Source organism: Paenibacillus sp. P36 (assembly GCF_045866505.1).
In the GTDB taxonomy this organism is placed as follows: Bacteria; Bacillota; Bacilli; order Paenibacillales; family NBRC-103111; genus Paenibacillus_E; species Paenibacillus_E chondroitinus.
Genome location: NZ_AP038372.1, coordinates 4,877,177 through 4,892,628, shown reverse-complemented (window position 1 = coordinate 4,892,628; position 15,452 = coordinate 4,877,177). Strand labels below are relative to the sequence as shown.

The window sequence follows — 15,452 nt, the reverse complement described above, 5'->3', positions numbered from 1 at the left end:
AAAAAGGCGGTCTACCCTCCATACTTAAGCCATGGTGCTGCAAGACGAGATGCACTATATGATACGAGGGGGATTACCTATGAGGAAACATTCCAAAAGAAATTCAATTAGCATCGCGCTAAGCGTTGTAGTAGCTTCGAGCATGTTCGTCGCCTGTTCCAAAGTGAATACGGGGGCGCCAAGTGAAACAGGAACGGCGAAAACGACGGCAACACCTTCAGCCGCAGCAGGCCAATATCCGATCAGCACACAAGATACTTTAACTTCTTGGGAACAGATCGACACGAATCTGGCGTCATTCGTCCCTAACTTGGCTGAATCGCCATTCGGTAAACGCTTAGAGAGCGAAACTGGTGTTAAGGTGAAGTATACGCACCCGGCAGACGGCCAATCGAAGGACCAATTCAACCTGTTGATCGCTTCGAATAATTTACCGGATGTCATTGAATACAATTGGGGCGGCGGTGGAGCAGCAGCATATCCGGGCGGACCGGAGAAGGCCATTACGGACAAGGTCATTTTACCTCTAAACGATTTGATCGATAAAAATGCTCCTAACTTAAAGAAATTGCTTCAGCAGGATAAAGAGCTGGATAAAATGATCAAGACTGACAATGGTACCTATTACGCATTCCCAATGATTCGGCCAGACAACGGATTGGTATTCAGGGGACCGATGATCCGCAAAGACTGGTTGGATGAGTTGAACCTTCAAGTGCCTACGACAATCGACGAGTGGTATACGGTGCTCAAGGCGTTCAAGGAGAAAAAAGGGGCAACCGCACCATTTTCAGCGCAGTACAGCAATGAATTGAATATTCAAGACGCCTTTATCGGTGCTTACAAAACAGCAAATCGCTTCTATATCGACGATCAGGGCAAAGTGAAATACGGTCCTATAGATCCTCAATTCAAGGATGCACTGGCTTTGCTGCACAAATGGTATGCTGAAGGTTTGCTGGATAAAGACTTTGCGCTTAACACGGACTCCAAGTCGCTGGATACCAAATTGATGAGTGATGCTTCTGGTGCAACGGTCGGCTTATTGAGCGGAGGTATGGGCAGATGGATGGATACCGGTAAGAAGAAAAATCCGAAATTCCAACTCGTTGCCGCTCCATATCCTACGTTGAATAAAGGTGAGCGCGCTTTCATCGGCCAACGTGACTTCAAATATAACCCTGCTGCAAGCAAGGCGGTTTCCGGGGATTCCAAACATGCGGAACTGGCCGTCAAATGGATGGATTACGCCTATAGCCCAAAAGGCAGCATGCTCTTCAACTTCGGGATTGAGGGCGAAAGCTACACGATGGATAATGGCGTTCCTAAGTTTTCTGAAAAAATCACGAAAGATCCGAAATATAATTTGCAACAAATGGTTACCCAATACACGAAACCGAACGGTCCATTCCTGGGCGATAGCCGGAAAAGTTTCAATACGTTCAAAGAACAAGATGAAGCGATCAAAATTTGGGAACAAACGGACGCTGTCAAGCACGTGATGCCGCTCTTTTTAACACCGACAGCCGAGGAAAGTAAGGAACTCGCCAAATTAAACACGGCGATTACGAGTTACAAAGAAGAGATGTTCGTCAAATTTGTAATGGGCAAAGAACCGATCGACAAATTCGATGATTATGTGAAGCGGATCAAAGAAATGGGAATCGACAAGGTCACCCAAATCTATCAAGGCGCTCTGGATCGATACAATAAGAGATAAATAGTCCACGGCAATGCTGGCGGAGGATGGGATGTTGCGTTCCGGCCTTCCGCCTAACAACGCCAAGGATGGAGAGGGTGATGCTATGAACACCATGATTTCCAAAACCAAGCCGATGACAACCCTTGAGGAAAAAAGGAAATTGAACTTCGGCATTTTACTGGATATTCGTAAAAACAAACTGCTCTATGTGATGCTGCTTCCTGTTCTGATTTACTATGTTGTGTTCCACTACGCGCCCATGTATGGGGCTATGATCGCATTCAAGGATTTCTCCCCGCGACTTGGCATTTGGGGCAGTGATTGGGTCGGATTCGAGCATTTTCGCGAATTTTTTACGGGTCCTTACTTTTGGAGAACGATCAAGAATACGGTTCTAATCAGTTTCTATCAGTTGCTATTCGGATTCCCGGCTCCGATTGTCTTAGCACTTTTGCTGAATGAATTAAAGCATGCTTTGTTTAAAAGAACTGTGCAAACGATAACGTACATGCCTCATTTTATTTCATTGATTGTCATTTGCGGGATTCTCAAGGATTTCACTTCCAGTGAAGGGGTTATCAACGATATTGTCGCTTTTTTCGGCGGAGAGCGCGTGACCTTCTTGCTTGAACCCAGCTTATTCCGCACGGTGTATGTATCGTCAGGTATCTGGCAAAATATCGGCTGGGGGACGATCATTTTCTTAGCCGCTTTAACCGGGATCGACCAAGAGCAATACGAAGCAGCCAAAATCGACGGTGCAGGACGATGGAAGCAAATGACACACGTCACCTTGCCGGGACTTATGCCAACGATCATTATTCTGCTAATCCTCGATATCGGCCGTATGATGAATGTCGGGTTTGAGAAAATCATTTTGCTGTATAACCCGGGTACTTATGAGACAGCTGACGTGATTTCCTCCTATGTCTATCGCGTTGGTCTGCAAGATTTCAATTACAGCTTCAGTTCAGCGGTGGGCTTGTTTAACTCGGTCATCAACTTTGTCCTGCTCATTTCATCCAACTGGTTAAGCCGCAAATTTAACGATACGAGCTTGTGGTAAAAAGGAGAGAGAGATCATCATGCTGAACAAAGCGAGCTTCTCTGAGAAATGCTTTGATTATATCAATACGGTATTGCTTTTCTTGTTGATGGTCCTTACCGTATATCCGCTGCTTTATGTGGCGTTTGCTTCCGTCAGTGACGCCGGAAGCCTGATGGGGCACAAAGGCATTTTATGGCGTCCCATTGGTTTCTCGCTTGATGCCTATACGAATGTCTTCCGCAATCCGATGATCTTAAAAGGTTATGGAAACACCTTGTTTGTCGTACTGATGGGCTTGGCGCTTAATATTACTCTGACTTCATTCGGAGCTTACGCTCTTTCGCGCAAAAGCTTGCAATACCGCAAGCCGCTTATGTTGTTTATCATCTTTACCATGTTCTTTAGCGGAGGGTTGATCCCGCTCTACTTGACGGTCAAGGGAGTTGGGCTCGTTGATTCCCTATGGGCACTTATCGTTCCGCAGGCTATTAATACGTTCAACTTGATTCTGATGAAGACCGCATTCGAAGCCATTCCCGATGCATTGGAGGAGTCGGCCAAAATGGACGGAGCGAACGATTTCGTCATTTTATTCCGAATCGTACTGCCGCTTTCGATGCCCGTGATCGCCGTGATGCTGCTGTATTACGGTGTGAGCCATTGGAACTCCTGGTTCAATGCGATGATTTTTCTGCAGGAGCGTTCGCTCTATCCGCTGCAATTAGTGCTAAGGGAGATTCTGCTGCAAGGGGAAGCCAATGCGAACACAGGCGCTTCAGATGGGGATGCGGCTATGCTTGCCGCTACGTTAAAGTATGCGACAATTATTGTTGCTACGGTTCCGATTTTGTTCGTTTATCCATTTTTGCAGAAATATTTCGTCAAAGGTGCGCTTATTGGTGCCATCAAGGGATAAAGGAGGAGACTTGGCGTGAAAGAAAGCAACAGTTCGGCGATTCATATGGAGGTAGATTGGGAGCGTTTCATGACAGCCAACGATATGGAATGGGTAGTAAAGCCGGTTAGCTGGGATGAAGGGGCATTCCTGGGTAACGGTTTACTGGGTACGATGGTTTATGGCGAGGAGCATGCCAGCAAACGGCATGTTCTCCGCATGGTTACCGGCCGCACGGATGTGACGGCGAATCGGGTAGACAAACCTGGATTTCCTCCTCGCGTTCCTCTCGGCGAGCTGGATCTGGAATTGGCAGGAAGAATCTATCATCCGACACATATGCGGGTTAGCTTGTGGAATGCTGAATTGCAGGCGACACTGACGACAACGAGCGGAGAGGTCAAGCTTCGCTCGCTTGTACATAGTCTCTATCCAGTAATAGCTGTAGAGATTGAGACAACTCCCGGAGAAAGCGCTGCCCGATGTGCCTGGTATGCCTATCCGGAAGTTGATCCCGTACTCAAAAATGCAGACGGTGTGAATTTAAATCAATATATACCTGCGACAGAAGTGGAACACTCGGAATTAGCGGACGGCATACATGTCTGCACCCAACGCTATTCGGGTGAGGATGGCTGCGTGACCGCTTGGAAGGATGTGCAGATTTCTCCGAATCGCCGTATCTGCTGGCTTTCCATTGCCAATGGGCACAATGAATCGGCGATTGCTGAAGCTGTAGAGGCTGTAGCGCAGGCATCGGCTGCCGATTTTGAAGAATGGGTGCAAGCCCACCGTGATTGGTGGCATCAGTATTATCGCCAAAGCTTTGTTTCATTGCCGGATGGCCGTCTTGAAAGCTTTTATTGGATTCAAATGTACAAATTGGCATCGGCAACCAGACCGGATCAGCCATTGATTGATAATCAAGGACCATGGCTCACATCCACACCATGGCCAGGTGTCTGGTTCAATATGAACGTACAGATGAGTTACTCGCCGGTATATACAGCTAATCGTTTGCAAATGGGAGAGTCGCTGATTCGTACCTTAACTGACAACTGGGATAATTTGATTCTAAATGTACCGGAAGATTGCCGGCATGATTCGGCTGGATTAGGGCGCAGTTGCAGCTTTGATTTGAAGGCCCCAGTCGAGGATGAGGTCGGAAACTTGACCTGGATTTGTCATAGTATTTGGCGGCATTACCGATATGCCATGGACGAAAAGCTGCTGGGAGAAGTCTTATTCCCGATCTTAAAACGCAGCGTGAACTATTATCGGCATTTGTTAGAGGAGGGGAAGGACGGTTTCCTTCATTTGCCTCCGACGATTTCACCGGAATACGGCTCGTTCATGCGCACCACCGTGCGGGATTGCCATTATGATCTCTCCTTGCTTCGCTGGGGCTGCGAAACATTGCTTCATATTAATCAAAAGCTGGCGATAAAGGATCCATTGATCCAGGTTTGGGAAGGCATCCTGGCGAAGCTGGTTCCGCTACCCGTCGATGAGACAGGGTATATGGTTGGGAAAGATATGCCGCTTGCTTACGGGCATCGTCATTTCAGTCACTTGCTGGCGATTTTTCCGCTGCATCTCATCGGAGGAGAGACGGGAGAGGAGCACGAATTAATCGCAACTTCTTTGCGCCATTGGCTGGGCAAAGAAGGCGATCTGCGGGGATTCAGCATGACGGGGGCAGCTTCAATTGCCGCTGTTCTTGGTTGGGGGGATGAGGCATTGCGATTGCTGCAATCGCTTCTGCTGATCATCAAGCCGAATACGATGTACAAGGAAGCGGGACCGGTGATCGAAACACCGCTGGCCGGTGCCGAGTCGATACACGATATGCTGCTTCAGAGCTGGGGCGGCAAGCTGCGTGTGCTTCCGGCGGTGCCGGAAGCTTGGAGGGAGTTGGCGTTCCACGATTTGCGAGCGGAAGGAGCTTTCCTCGTCAGCGCTGTGCGCAAAGAGGGTGCCACCCAGTGGATCCGAGTAAAAAGTTTGGCAGGAGAACTCTGTTTGGTTAAGACGGGGTGGAAGGGGCTTGTGCGTTGGAACATTATTGGGAATGACAATACTGTTCGAGTGTCTGGTGAATCGTTCATCGATGATGAAATATCGCTGGATTTGCATGCAGGTGAGGAGGTTATTCTTTTCGTTGGCAAAGCAGTACCCGATCTGCGTGTGCAGCCTGTCCAAGGAAATGACAAGGTATCGTGTTATTTTGGGGGACATAAGCCGTGGAGGCTTTATGGATTTCCCTCTGGCCGATTGTGACCGAGCGTTACCATCCGTTAACCGTAGAGGAGGTAGGCCCTTTAGCTCCGTGATATGAGCTAGCTGCTCCTGCTCAACTTCCTCAACCCATGGAGGTGGATGGTTTGTAACGGACCCACAAGCCGTTATTCTGCTTATTTGGCTAAATTTAAGAAGCTAACGGACTAAGGTGCCGTTATCTATTGAATTTGATGTTGATTTAGGGAACTTCTCGGCGATTAGCGGCGTGTGGGTCCGTTAGCTGCAATTCCTGTGCCAAAAGCAGCGAATAGGGTCATTACAGTCCGTTAGCGCAAAAAATCCCGGCGAGATCTTCCTCGCCGGGATTTTTTTTAGTAGCTTGCTTGTAACATTCTAGAAGCGATCAAAACTCGTGAATTCTCCCACTGGTTTGCGATAGCCACGCGGTCTGCGTTTCTCTAAATCTTCTTTCCCTATTGTGAGGAGCAGGGCGGGGACATAATTGTCCGGTATATGCAGGATTTGACGCATCATTTCCGCGTCAAAACCGATCATCGGGCAAGTATCCCAGCCTTTTTCCTTGGCAGCGAGCATGAACAGTTGTGCCGAGAGGCTGGCATTTCGGATCGCTTCGTCGCGTTTAAAGCCGTCGCCTCGATTTTCATAAAAATTCGTAACATCCTCCACCGTCATATCATATTCCTGTTTGGAGATCACCCCGAGTTGCAGTAATCCCTCATTTAATCTAGCAGCATCTTTATAAGCATCAAGGTTTCCTAATACGAGAATAACTGCCGATGCCGTTTGAACTTTATATTGTTTATAAGCCGCTTGATAAACTTCATCTTTTATAGCAGGGTCTTTTACGATGATGTAGTGGGCATGTTGCAGGTTAAAAGCAGATGGAGCAAATTTTACCGTGTTCAGGATATCAGTTAAATCTTCATTAGGAATTTCAATATTCGGGATGAATTTATTGGCAGACCTACGCTCTTTAACAATTGTTGAAAAATCACTCATGGATGGATGCCTCCTATAGGATGTACAAGACTCATAGTATAAACGAATCATATGCCTATATTTGGATGAATGTCAATGATTACATTGAATTAATTAATTATGTTAATTTTTATATTATTAGTTTCTATATTGTATAATTTTTCAATATTCTCATTGTTTATCTTGAATTTAGCAGTTGCTGAAATCTCATAGGCTTCAGCATTTTTGATTTTGAATGTATAAATTTCTTTTATTTTACCATGACCAAGTAACACTTGGGATTTTGCTACCAAAGGCATCACAAAAGTATTTACTTGTTTGCCGTTTTTATCTTTAACAATAAAATAAAACACCCCTGATGCATGATCAATAGTAAATGAATGGTCAGATGAATTATTCAAAACGGCTTCTACATTAATCATTTCATTTGAATGTATTACCTCAATAATTAATGCAATCAATATGATAAGTTTCTTCATTGCAGATCTACCTCCGCAACCAAAGACGAAACATAGATGAATAATGTTTCAATTATGGAAAATTTTAATCATACTACGCTCTTCCGCATTGTCCCCCTATACAAAACAAATATCGCCGCAGCGATCAGAATCATCCCCATAAAAGCAGGTGCAGCATGGCCAAGCGAGACGTAGATTTGTCCTCCAATAACCGGTCCAATCATTCGCGCTAATGCTTGAATAGACTGGCTGCCACCTTGAATCCTTCCTTGTTCACTGGCATCGACAGATTTGGAGAGCATGCCGTTGAACGAAGGCCCAAAGATGGAATCTCCGAAACCGAATATAAACATTCCAGCTATAAAAAGAGGGTAGAAAGTAAACAAAGCTGATAACGCAATAAGGATGTAACCTATGATTTCCGAAACCATCCCAAGGATGGCTATTTGTGCATCCTTAAGTTTTATCAGAAGCTTCGGCATGATTAAACCTTGTGAAAGGATATCTTGGAATCCGATGATTGAGAACATAAGTCCTATTACTGCAGGCTTCCAACTGAAAGTATCCATGGTAAATTGAGAGAAAACGGCCTGTAAAGATCCGTTGGGAATCCACAGTAAGAACGCGGAGATAAGCAGTCTTTTTAAACTTTTCATGGAAAGCAGGTTTGTGAGTTGCGCAAATGGATTTAACCTTACGAGGGTAATCTCTTTCAGCCTATTTTTCTTGTCGAGGCTCTCAGGCATATATAGCAATCCAAAACCAACATTCAATAAGGTGATAATAGCTCCAAAATACATGGGCGCAGCATATCCAAACTTGGCAAGTAAACCACCTAAAGTTGGGCCTATGACCGTGCCTACACCAACAACGGCGCTCACCCATCCGAAGTATTTGGTTCTTTGTTGCGGCGGAATGATGTCTGCAAAATAGGCGAAAATCGTGCTTATGCTTCCGCCAGTAATACCTTCAATGATACGTCCGACAAATAGTATCCATAGGGCACCTCCTAAGCCAAAGACGAAGTACCCGATCGCGGAACCCGTGAGGCATATTAAGAGCAAGGGGCGACGGCCATATCTGTCGCTTAGCGCTCCAAGTGCGGGGGCCGCAAAAAACACACAGACTGCGTAAACTGAGGTCAGCAGGGTAACCGCTATGGCTTGTTCGCCCGGACTGCTTGTATAAGGTTGGACAAGGAATGGAACGACAGGTGCTATGATACTGAAGCCTATTCCGCAAAGAAACACAGACATTAACCCGAAGAGTAATGCCTTCTTATCTACGGTTTGCTCTATGTTCTGTTTATTTTGTGATGGTATTGAAGACACGTAAAGTCTCCTTTCAACATATATTTATTTTGCTTCCTAGGAAACAAAATTATCACGATTTTGCTTCCTTGTCAACAAAAATAAGGGAATAAAAAAGCAGCCAACTCATCAGAGAGTCCGGCTGCTTGTGCATTTTTATGAGTAAACTTTATTCCGATTTAAGATCCATCCCCATTTTCTTTATCTCAGCATCCAAATGGCTGCTATACTTTTCTACAAATTTAAGCATACTATCAAATTGTTTCTCGGTTACCTGTTCAAATACGGCTTTATCCCGCTCTCTAAATTCGTTGTGGAGTTCCTCGTGGACTTTATCAATTTCTTTGCCTTGCTCAGTAAGCCTGAAATAAATTTCTTTCTTATTTTCCTGCTTCTGATAGCTTTCGATAAGGCCTTTTTGTATGAGCTTTTTCGTTAGTTTACTTATGGCACCGCTTGTCATATAAAAGGATTCCGCAAGCTTGGTCACGTTGGAATCTTCATTTCTGCCAATGTATTCGATGCAATGAACCTCAGTTGACGTATACCCCTTAAGACTAACTTCCATCTTAGATTTATTAAGCCAGACCATCTTATTGAATAAGTCCCTGAACCTCATGATGACTTGATCTTCTTTATTCATGGCTTGTCCTCCCAGCCGTTGGAGCATGAACTTTATATGAAATTAATTATCTACTGAATTTTCATTATAAGCAACTTAATACAACATACACAACCCATCATAGATTGCTATAAGCCTAATCTTTTTGTATGAGGCAACTTTCTTTACCCCTACCTATTTTTTCAGCCATATGAAAAAACGTTTCTCTAGACCCACACAAACTTCGGTTGATATGATGAACAAGCTGAGCGAAAAGCCGAGGGGAGTACAGGGCTATGGAACAAGAAACGAGATATGAAAATTTAAAAATGGGTGAGCGGGGAGCTGTCATCAGCATTGTTGCCTACATATGTCTTTCCGCCTTGAAGTTAATCATAGGACATTTTTCAGGTTCTGAAGCTTTAAAAGCTGATGGATTAAACAATGCGACAGATATTGTGGCATCCATAGCGGTCTTGATCGGATTAAAATTGGCTCAAAAACCGGCGGATGAAAATCATCCGTATGGACATTGGAAATCAGAAACGATTGCCTCATTAGTCGCATCATTCATCATGATGGCAGTAGGACTGGATGTATTTATCACCGCTGTCAAATCCATTTTTCAAGCGAAAGGGCAAGCTCCGGACCTCATATCTGTGTGGACGGGGATTTTCTGTGCGGTTGTTATGTATGTTGTCTATCGTTATAATAAAAAACTTGCCCAAAAAATTAAAAGTCAAGCCGTCATGGCTGCAGCAAAAGATAATTTGTCCGATGCCTTTGTAAGTATCGGTACCGTCATCGGCATCATTGGTTCCCAATTCGGTTTGCCTTGGCTTGACCCTTTGACCGCGGTATTGGTTGGATTTATTATATGTAAAACAGCATGGGACATATTCCGTGAAGCCTCTCATCATTTATCAGACGGTTTCGATGAAGCGGCAATTCAAGCTTTTAAAGATACCGTGCTGCAGGTGGAAGGGGTTGAAAGTGTGAAGGACCTCCGCGCTAGAAATTACGGAAGCAATGCGGTTGTTGATGTTGTTCTTTCGGTAAAAGCAGATTTGGAGTTTCAAAAAGCTCATGATATTGCAACAAAAGTGGAAAATGAATTAAAGAAGACGTCAGAAGTATTTGAAGTTCATGTCCATTACGAACCTGCTAAATGAGCTGCCTGCAAATGAATTAGGCAAAAAGATACCACACGCGAACCGCCGCTTTGATCGTTAATTGTCCAGGTTCAATAGGAGTTTCAACCGCGCTTGCAGCAAACTTGGCCGTAGCCAAGTAAGGCATTGGCCCTGCCGGCAGCGGAGATTCCTGCACTTGGGAAGGGATTGCACCAAGCGTCACACCTAGTGTATTTGCGATGGTATAAGCTTTTTGACGTGCATGTTGAATAGCTACCGACAAGGCTTGATTCTCATAAAATTCTGGATGTGCTATAGTAAACTGAATGCTCGTGACTTGATTCGCGCCATTCGCAACGGCTGTATCAACAAGTTTTCCTGTCTGACCTACATGATCCGTGGTGATTTGCAGCAGATGGGTGACCTTATAACCTCGAAAGATTTGTTTCCCATCTACATAATCATTAACGACTTCTATACGATAATCTTGCGTTTGTATCTTTTCTCGGGGGATGTTTAGACTCATTATAGATTGAATGATGTTGGATATGGCTTTGGCGTTTTCAGCCTGAATGGCCTGCAAGTTAGGACCCTCCGTCACAACGCCAAGATCAACCACAGCCCGGTCAGGTGTTGCGGTCACAGAACCCTCACCCAGGACTTCGATGGTAGATGAGTGGACTGAATTCGAAGGAGATGCTGTCTTGTTAATTGGATACCCGTACATGGAAGAACTCCTCTCTAGTGGCAGTCATTACTCAATGTATGAGGATTTCCTTGGAAACATAACGGAGGCTGACGGGGAGCTTCGTAGAGAAATGTTATTAAAATTTGGATTGACAATGACAACGTGTGTTATCATTATATCTAGCTATCTAGAAGTTATATGCTAAACGATTACTTGGAGGGAGAATTTCATTAATAACGTCGTCCTGAATGATGCAATGACCATGTTGAAGGAAACAAGCCGTACTTTTTATATACCTATAAATAGTTTGGATTTAGGCTTGAAAGAGGCTGTCACATCAGCCTATCTATGTATGCGGGCTATAGACGAAATTGAAGATCATGATGATCTAGATGACAAATTGAAAATTGAGTTACTAGTTGGAGTACATCAAGCATTCCAATCTCCTAACCCGATGGCGGAGATACAAACTTTACTATCACCACATAAGGCGGTATTGCCTGCCGTTACGATGCAGCTTGATGAGTGGGCACAGCTATGTCCAACTTCTGGCGCTCCCATTGTATTTCATTACATCGCCAAGATGTCTTTAGATATGGCCGATTGGGTTCAAAGCGGATGGAACATCCATACGGAAGAAGATTTGGACCGTTATACGTACAGCGTTGCTGGCATGGTCGGCGAAATGCTATCCGAACTATGGCAGTGGCATGACGGGACAACATCCGATCGAACGAAGGCGATCGGCTTCGGAAGAGGGCTGCAAGCGGTAAATATTCTCCGAAATCGAGGAGAAGATCTGAAGCGCGGCGTGGACTTTTTTCCAGACGGTTGGGGAATGAAGGAAATGCAACAGTACACGCGTCGCAATTTACAACTTGCCGACTCTTATATCGCAGATCTTAAGGAAGGTCCGGCATTGAAATTTTGCAAAATCCCCTTGGCGCTTGCTCATGCTACGGTTAACCTTATCGCGGTTGGCGGTAATAAACTGACAAGAGATGCGGTTCTTAAAATTGTGAGTCGTGTGTCAGGATAAACGGATCATTACATAGATAGAAAAAAAGACTACATTCACCAGGAGGAGGAAAGGTGAGTGGAGTCTTTTTTGTGTTTGCTACTAAGTTGCAATATTAACGTTGGAAACCTTGCAGTTGTTGTTCAGCCATTTGTACCAATCTTTTTGTAATGCTGCCACCAATAGAGCCTGCGTCGCGAGTCGCGAGATTCCCATTGTAACCATCTGGTGAAAGAGGAATTCCTAATTGTTGAGCTACTTCATACTTCATTTGATTTAAAGCTGCTTTCGCTTGAGGAACCACTAATGTACTATTGTTTGCCATGGAAAAAATCACTCCTTTTTTTGGTGTACTCCTATCATGCGGAGGGAGAGGAACTATTATGCATGCTTTTTTTGCAAATAAGATTGGTAAATTTACCCTGGAACTAATTTTCTGGATGTAAAATATTTTTCTTGATATAAATAAAATTCGTATGCTACACTATTTCCAGAATATCTCAGTTTTATTCCATTATTTGTTAGGTGGTGAACATTTGCATGTCAAGCCAACTACGCATTGGAGTCGTCGGTGTCTACCATGAAACGAACACTTTCGCTCCTGTACAGACACATTGGAATGATTTTCAACATTGTTTCACGCTTGGGAGGGACGCCTTCATCGACTTATTTGAGCATACCCGAACGACAATGGGAGGCGTTGTCACTGCATCGGCAGAAGAGAAAGTTACACTTGTACCAGGGCTGTATACGTCAGCGACGCCAAGTGGCATCGTGTCGGAAGAAGCAGCCGGGCTGATTCTGGAACAGTTAACACGCTCAATTGCATCTGATCTTGATGGCATGGTTGTTATTCTTCATGGAGCAATGGTTTCCGAACACTGTTTCGACATGGAAACTGCCATATTGGAGGCTATCCGTCGTGTTACAGGTGAGCAAATTCCTATAGCGGTAACAGTAGACCTTCATGCCAATTTGGGCGAGAAAATGTCTCAATTATGCGACTTTCTCGTAGGCTACGATACCTACCCGCATATTGACGCCTATGAGCGTGGAGAAGAAGCGCTGCATTTCTTGGTTCGTCAGATTCGCGGCGAGATTGAGCCTGTCATGGCCATTGCCAGATCGAACATGCTCGTTGCACCGCAAAAAATGATTACGACAAAAGGGATCATGAAGGCCATCATGGAAGAAGCCTTTGATATGGAGAAAGATCCCGAAGTTCTTAACGTGACTGTCTGTGGTGGTTTTCCTTATAGTGATGTGCCTTTTGCAGGAATGGCGTTTGCGGTAACGACCAATCGGAATGAAGCATTGGCCCACCATTACGCGAAGAAGCTGGCTGATCTGGCTTGGTCACACCGAGATGAATTCCTCGTCCAACAAGTTGATGCCGAGCAAGCGATCAGACTTGCCATGGATGCCAAGGAGGGACCCATCCTTCTTGTTGAAGCGTCGGATAATGTAGGCGGGGGAGCTCCAGCCGATGGGACGCATTTGTTGCCTGAGCTATTAAAGCTTCCACTTCGGAGTTTGATCGTTATTCGTGATCGGGAAGCTGTATCCATCGCATGTGATCGAGGAGTGGGCAATGACATTTCATGTGCTATAGGTGGAAAAAGCGATACCTTGCATGGAAATCCGGTTGAAATTGAAGGAAAAATCAAGCTGCTTTTTGATGGTAAGTATACGCATAGAGGGCCATATATGAAAGGCACTGTGGCTTATATGGGCAAAACTGCTGTCATTGAAACTAATCAAGTTACAATTGTTCTTACAGAAGAACGTGTTCCCCCATGGGATATTGGACATGTCGAATCCATAGGCTTGAATCCGCAAGATTTTCATCTCATTGTGGTTAAATCAGCCGTCGCGTGGATAAGCGCATTCGGTCCTATCGCCAAGCAAGTCATCGAAGTAGATACCCCAGGATGCTGTACCCCCTCACTTCATCGTCTAACCTACCATCATGTTCCACGATCCGTTTTTCCATTTCATTTCCTTGAAAAGGAGCATGCCCAATGAACAGATACTTACAATCCGTAGAGAGATTGCAAGAAGCAAAAGCTTATGTGGCGGGAGGTGTGGCAAGCAGTCTTCGAGCCTCTATGAAACCGACGCCGTTGTATGTGCAAAAGGCTTATGGCGCCAGAATTCTGGATGTGGACCATCATGAATATATCGACTATATGTTGGCCTATGGGCCTTTAATTCTCGGTCATGCTCATCCTGCATTTAACGAACAACTGTATGAGGCTATGCAAAAAGGAAGTACATATGGTTTGCAGCATGAGGGTGAAATTCGATTGGGCCAGCGCTTAACCGAAATATTGCCCTGTGCGGAACAAGTGGCGTTCAGTGGATCGGGGACTGAGGCGGTGATGTTGGCTCTACGGCTGGCGCGCGCCTATACGGGCAAGACCAAAACGGTCCGCTTTTATGGACATTATCATGGGTGGTCGGATGTGATTTTCACGTCTTTCCCGAGCCCGGATTTTTCATCACTCGGATATACAGAAGCTGCTGGATCAGAAATAATCCAGGGAACTGCGGGTCAAAGCCAAAACAGCCTGAAAGATCTCATTTTGCTGCCATGGAACGATCCTGAAGCTTTGGAGGAAACTTTAACGAAACATCAGCATGAGATTTCGGCGGTTATAACAGAGCCGGTTATGTGTAATTCCGGATGTATCGCCCCTAAACCGGGGTATATGGAGAAAATGAGGGAGTTAACTGCAAAGTTCGGCATCGTATTAATTTGGGATGAGGTCATCACTGGATTTCGATTGGGTTTAGGCGGTGCTCACGAGCGATTCGGCATTCTTCCAGATCTTGTGACGATCGGCAAAGCGATGGCAGGGGGAATTCCCTTAAGTGCGGTAGCCGGTAAAAGAGACATTATGCGCCTCATTGAAGAAGGGACGGTTATGCATCTCGGGACATTAAATGGAAATGGCCTAGCTACAGCCGCGGGATTAGCTGTGATCCAAGAGTTGTCCAAATCGGATAAGCAGGCGTTCAAGGACATGGAATATACAGCCACGCTATTGACTGAGGGAATTCGTTCGATTCTTAGAACAAACGGACTCCAAGCGGTTGTGAATCAACAGGGGCCTGTCTTTCATCTCATGTTTATCGATCGAGACGAGGTGTCAGATTTCGATACGTTCAACCTTCGAGATTCACAGCTGTATACGCGTTTTGCTGAAGAAATGCTCGATGAGGGCATCCTCGTCCGTCCGAATGGACTGTGGTATGTGTCTACCGCCCATGGGGAGAAGGAAGTTCAGGAAACACTGGCTGCTGTAGAAAAGGTTGCACAACGAATCGCTGCTCATCGTAGCTAATGGAGTGGGCGC

At 45.2% G+C, this 15,452-nt stretch carries 14 protein-coding genes; 8 read left to right on the top strand and 6 right to left on the bottom strand.

Going from position 1 to position 15,452, the window contains the following annotated elements; genetic code table 11:
- Positions 1-79: 79 nt before the first annotated feature.
- The 4 genes from ACKTT9_RS21945 to ACKTT9_RS21930 all read left to right on the top strand — a co-directional run bounded on the left by ACKTT9_RS21945 (position 80) and on the right by ACKTT9_RS21930 (position 5,925).
- Positions 80-1,720, top strand: a complete 1,641-nt coding sequence (locus tag ACKTT9_RS21945; protein ID WP_407867633.1) for an ABC transporter substrate-binding protein — start codon at positions 80-82, stop codon at positions 1,718-1,720.
- Between the two features lie 115 nt (positions 1,721-1,835).
- Entirely contained in the window at positions 1,836-2,768 is a 933-nt protein-coding gene (locus ACKTT9_RS21940) for a sugar ABC transporter permease (protein WP_246239323.1), read from the top strand.
- 19 nt (positions 2,769-2,787) lie between these two features.
- Positions 2,788-3,666, top strand: coding sequence for a carbohydrate ABC transporter permease (locus ACKTT9_RS21935; protein WP_407867632.1), 879 nt, complete (start codon positions 2,788-2,790; stop codon positions 3,664-3,666).
- 15 nt (positions 3,667-3,681) lie between these two features.
- Positions 3,682-5,925 carry a glycosyl hydrolase family 95 catalytic domain-containing protein gene (locus ACKTT9_RS21930; RefSeq protein WP_407867631.1) on the top strand — a complete coding sequence of 748 codons (2,244 nt, stop codon included), beginning with the start codon at positions 3,682-3,684 and terminating at the stop codon, positions 5,923-5,925.
- A gap of 354 nt (positions 5,926-6,279) precedes the next feature.
- On the opposite strand, the gene ACKTT9_RS21925 is transcribed toward ACKTT9_RS21930, so the two are convergent.
- From ACKTT9_RS21925 to ACKTT9_RS21910, 4 genes are all read right to left on the bottom strand, one after another.
- Positions 6,280-6,906 carry a nitroreductase family protein gene (locus ACKTT9_RS21925; RefSeq protein WP_407867630.1) on the bottom strand — a complete coding sequence of 209 codons (627 nt, stop codon included), beginning with the start codon at positions 6,904-6,906 and terminating at the stop codon, positions 6,280-6,282.
- An 89-nt stretch (positions 6,907-6,995) separates the two neighbouring features.
- A complete protein-coding gene (locus tag ACKTT9_RS21920; RefSeq protein WP_407867629.1) occupies positions 6,996-7,364 on the bottom strand; it encodes a hypothetical protein in 369 nt (122 codons plus the stop codon).
- Between the two features lie 68 nt (positions 7,365-7,432).
- Positions 7,433-8,674 carry an MFS transporter gene (locus tag ACKTT9_RS21915; protein WP_407867628.1) on the bottom strand — a complete coding sequence of 414 codons (1,242 nt, stop codon included), beginning with the start codon at positions 8,672-8,674 and terminating at the stop codon, positions 7,433-7,435.
- A gap of 148 nt (positions 8,675-8,822) precedes the next feature.
- The gene (locus ACKTT9_RS21910) at positions 8,823-9,296 is read right to left on the bottom strand and encodes a MarR family transcriptional regulator (protein WP_407867627.1); all 474 of its coding nucleotides are present in this window, start codon (positions 9,294-9,296) and stop codon (positions 8,823-8,825) included.
- Positions 9,297-9,550: 254 nt separating this feature from the next.
- Between ACKTT9_RS21910 and ACKTT9_RS21905 the strand changes: the two genes are divergently transcribed.
- Complete coding sequence (locus ACKTT9_RS21905; protein WP_407867626.1) at positions 9,551-10,426, top strand: cation diffusion facilitator family transporter; 876 nt, start codon at positions 9,551-9,553, stop codon at positions 10,424-10,426.
- A gap of 16 nt (positions 10,427-10,442) precedes the next feature.
- Here the strand turns inward: ACKTT9_RS21905 and ACKTT9_RS21900 are convergent, their stop codons facing one another.
- Complete coding sequence (locus ACKTT9_RS21900) at positions 10,443-11,114, bottom strand: SIMPL domain-containing protein (RefSeq protein ID WP_407867625.1); 672 nt, start codon at positions 11,112-11,114, stop codon at positions 10,443-10,445.
- 217 nt (positions 11,115-11,331) lie between these two features.
- On the opposite strand from ACKTT9_RS21900, the gene ACKTT9_RS21895 reads away from it, so the two are divergent.
- Positions 11,332-12,114 carry a squalene/phytoene synthase family protein gene (locus tag ACKTT9_RS21895; RefSeq protein WP_407867624.1) on the top strand — a complete coding sequence of 261 codons (783 nt, stop codon included), beginning with the start codon at positions 11,332-11,334 and terminating at the stop codon, positions 12,112-12,114.
- 94 nt (positions 12,115-12,208) lie between these two features.
- On the opposite strand, the gene ACKTT9_RS21890 is transcribed toward ACKTT9_RS21895, so the two are convergent.
- The gene (locus tag ACKTT9_RS21890) at positions 12,209-12,418 is read right to left on the bottom strand and encodes an alpha/beta-type small acid-soluble spore protein (protein WP_127450781.1); all 210 of its coding nucleotides are present in this window, start codon (positions 12,416-12,418) and stop codon (positions 12,209-12,211) included.
- 215 nt (positions 12,419-12,633) lie between these two features.
- Here ACKTT9_RS21890 and ACKTT9_RS21885 point away from each other — a divergent pair, with 215 nt between their 5' ends.
- Both ACKTT9_RS21885 and ACKTT9_RS21880 read left to right on the top strand, forming a co-directional pair.
- The gene (locus ACKTT9_RS21885) at positions 12,634-14,118 is read left to right on the top strand and encodes a M81 family metallopeptidase (RefSeq protein ID WP_407867623.1); all 1,485 of its coding nucleotides are present in this window, start codon (positions 12,634-12,636) and stop codon (positions 14,116-14,118) included.
- Positions 14,115-15,440: an aspartate aminotransferase family protein gene (locus ACKTT9_RS21880; protein WP_407867622.1), complete on the top strand. Its 1,326-nt coding sequence runs from the start codon at positions 14,115-14,117 to the stop codon at positions 15,438-15,440. The genes ACKTT9_RS21885 and ACKTT9_RS21880 overlap by 4 nt, the downstream gene beginning before the upstream one ends.
- Positions 15,441-15,452: the final 12 nt, after the last annotated feature.

Coding starts and splice junctions, on each gene's coding strand:
- ACKTT9_RS21880 (WP_407867622.1), top strand. CDS start 14,115: ATGAACAGATACTTACAATCCGTAGAGAGATTGCAAGAAGCAAAAGCT.
- ACKTT9_RS21890 (WP_127450781.1), bottom strand. CDS start 12,418: ATGGCAAACAATAGTACATTAGTGGTTCCTCAAGCGAAAGCAGCTTTA.
- ACKTT9_RS21945 (WP_407867633.1), top strand. CDS start 80: ATGAGGAAACATTCCAAAAGAAATTCAATTAGCATCGCGCTAAGCGTT.
- ACKTT9_RS21905 (WP_407867626.1), top strand. CDS start 9,551: ATGGAACAAGAAACGAGATATGAAAATTTAAAAATGGGTGAGCGGGGA.
- ACKTT9_RS21920 (WP_407867629.1), bottom strand. CDS start 7,364: ATGAAGAAACTTATCATATTGATTGCATTAATTATTGAGGTAATACAT.
- ACKTT9_RS21885 (WP_407867623.1), top strand. CDS start 12,634: ATGTCAAGCCAACTACGCATTGGAGTCGTCGGTGTCTACCATGAAACG.
- ACKTT9_RS21935 (WP_407867632.1), top strand. CDS start 2,788: ATGCTGAACAAAGCGAGCTTCTCTGAGAAATGCTTTGATTATATCAAT.
- ACKTT9_RS21910 (WP_407867627.1), bottom strand. CDS start 9,296: ATGAATAAAGAAGATCAAGTCATCATGAGGTTCAGGGACTTATTCAAT.
- ACKTT9_RS21940 (WP_246239323.1), top strand. CDS start 1,836: ATGACAACCCTTGAGGAAAAAAGGAAATTGAACTTCGGCATTTTACTG.
- ACKTT9_RS21900 (WP_407867625.1), bottom strand. CDS start 11,114: ATGTACGGGTATCCAATTAACAAGACAGCATCTCCTTCGAATTCAGTC.
- ACKTT9_RS21925 (WP_407867630.1), bottom strand. CDS start 6,906: ATGAGTGATTTTTCAACAATTGTTAAAGAGCGTAGGTCTGCCAATAAA.
- ACKTT9_RS21895 (WP_407867624.1), top strand. CDS start 11,332: ATGACCATGTTGAAGGAAACAAGCCGTACTTTTTATATACCTATAAAT.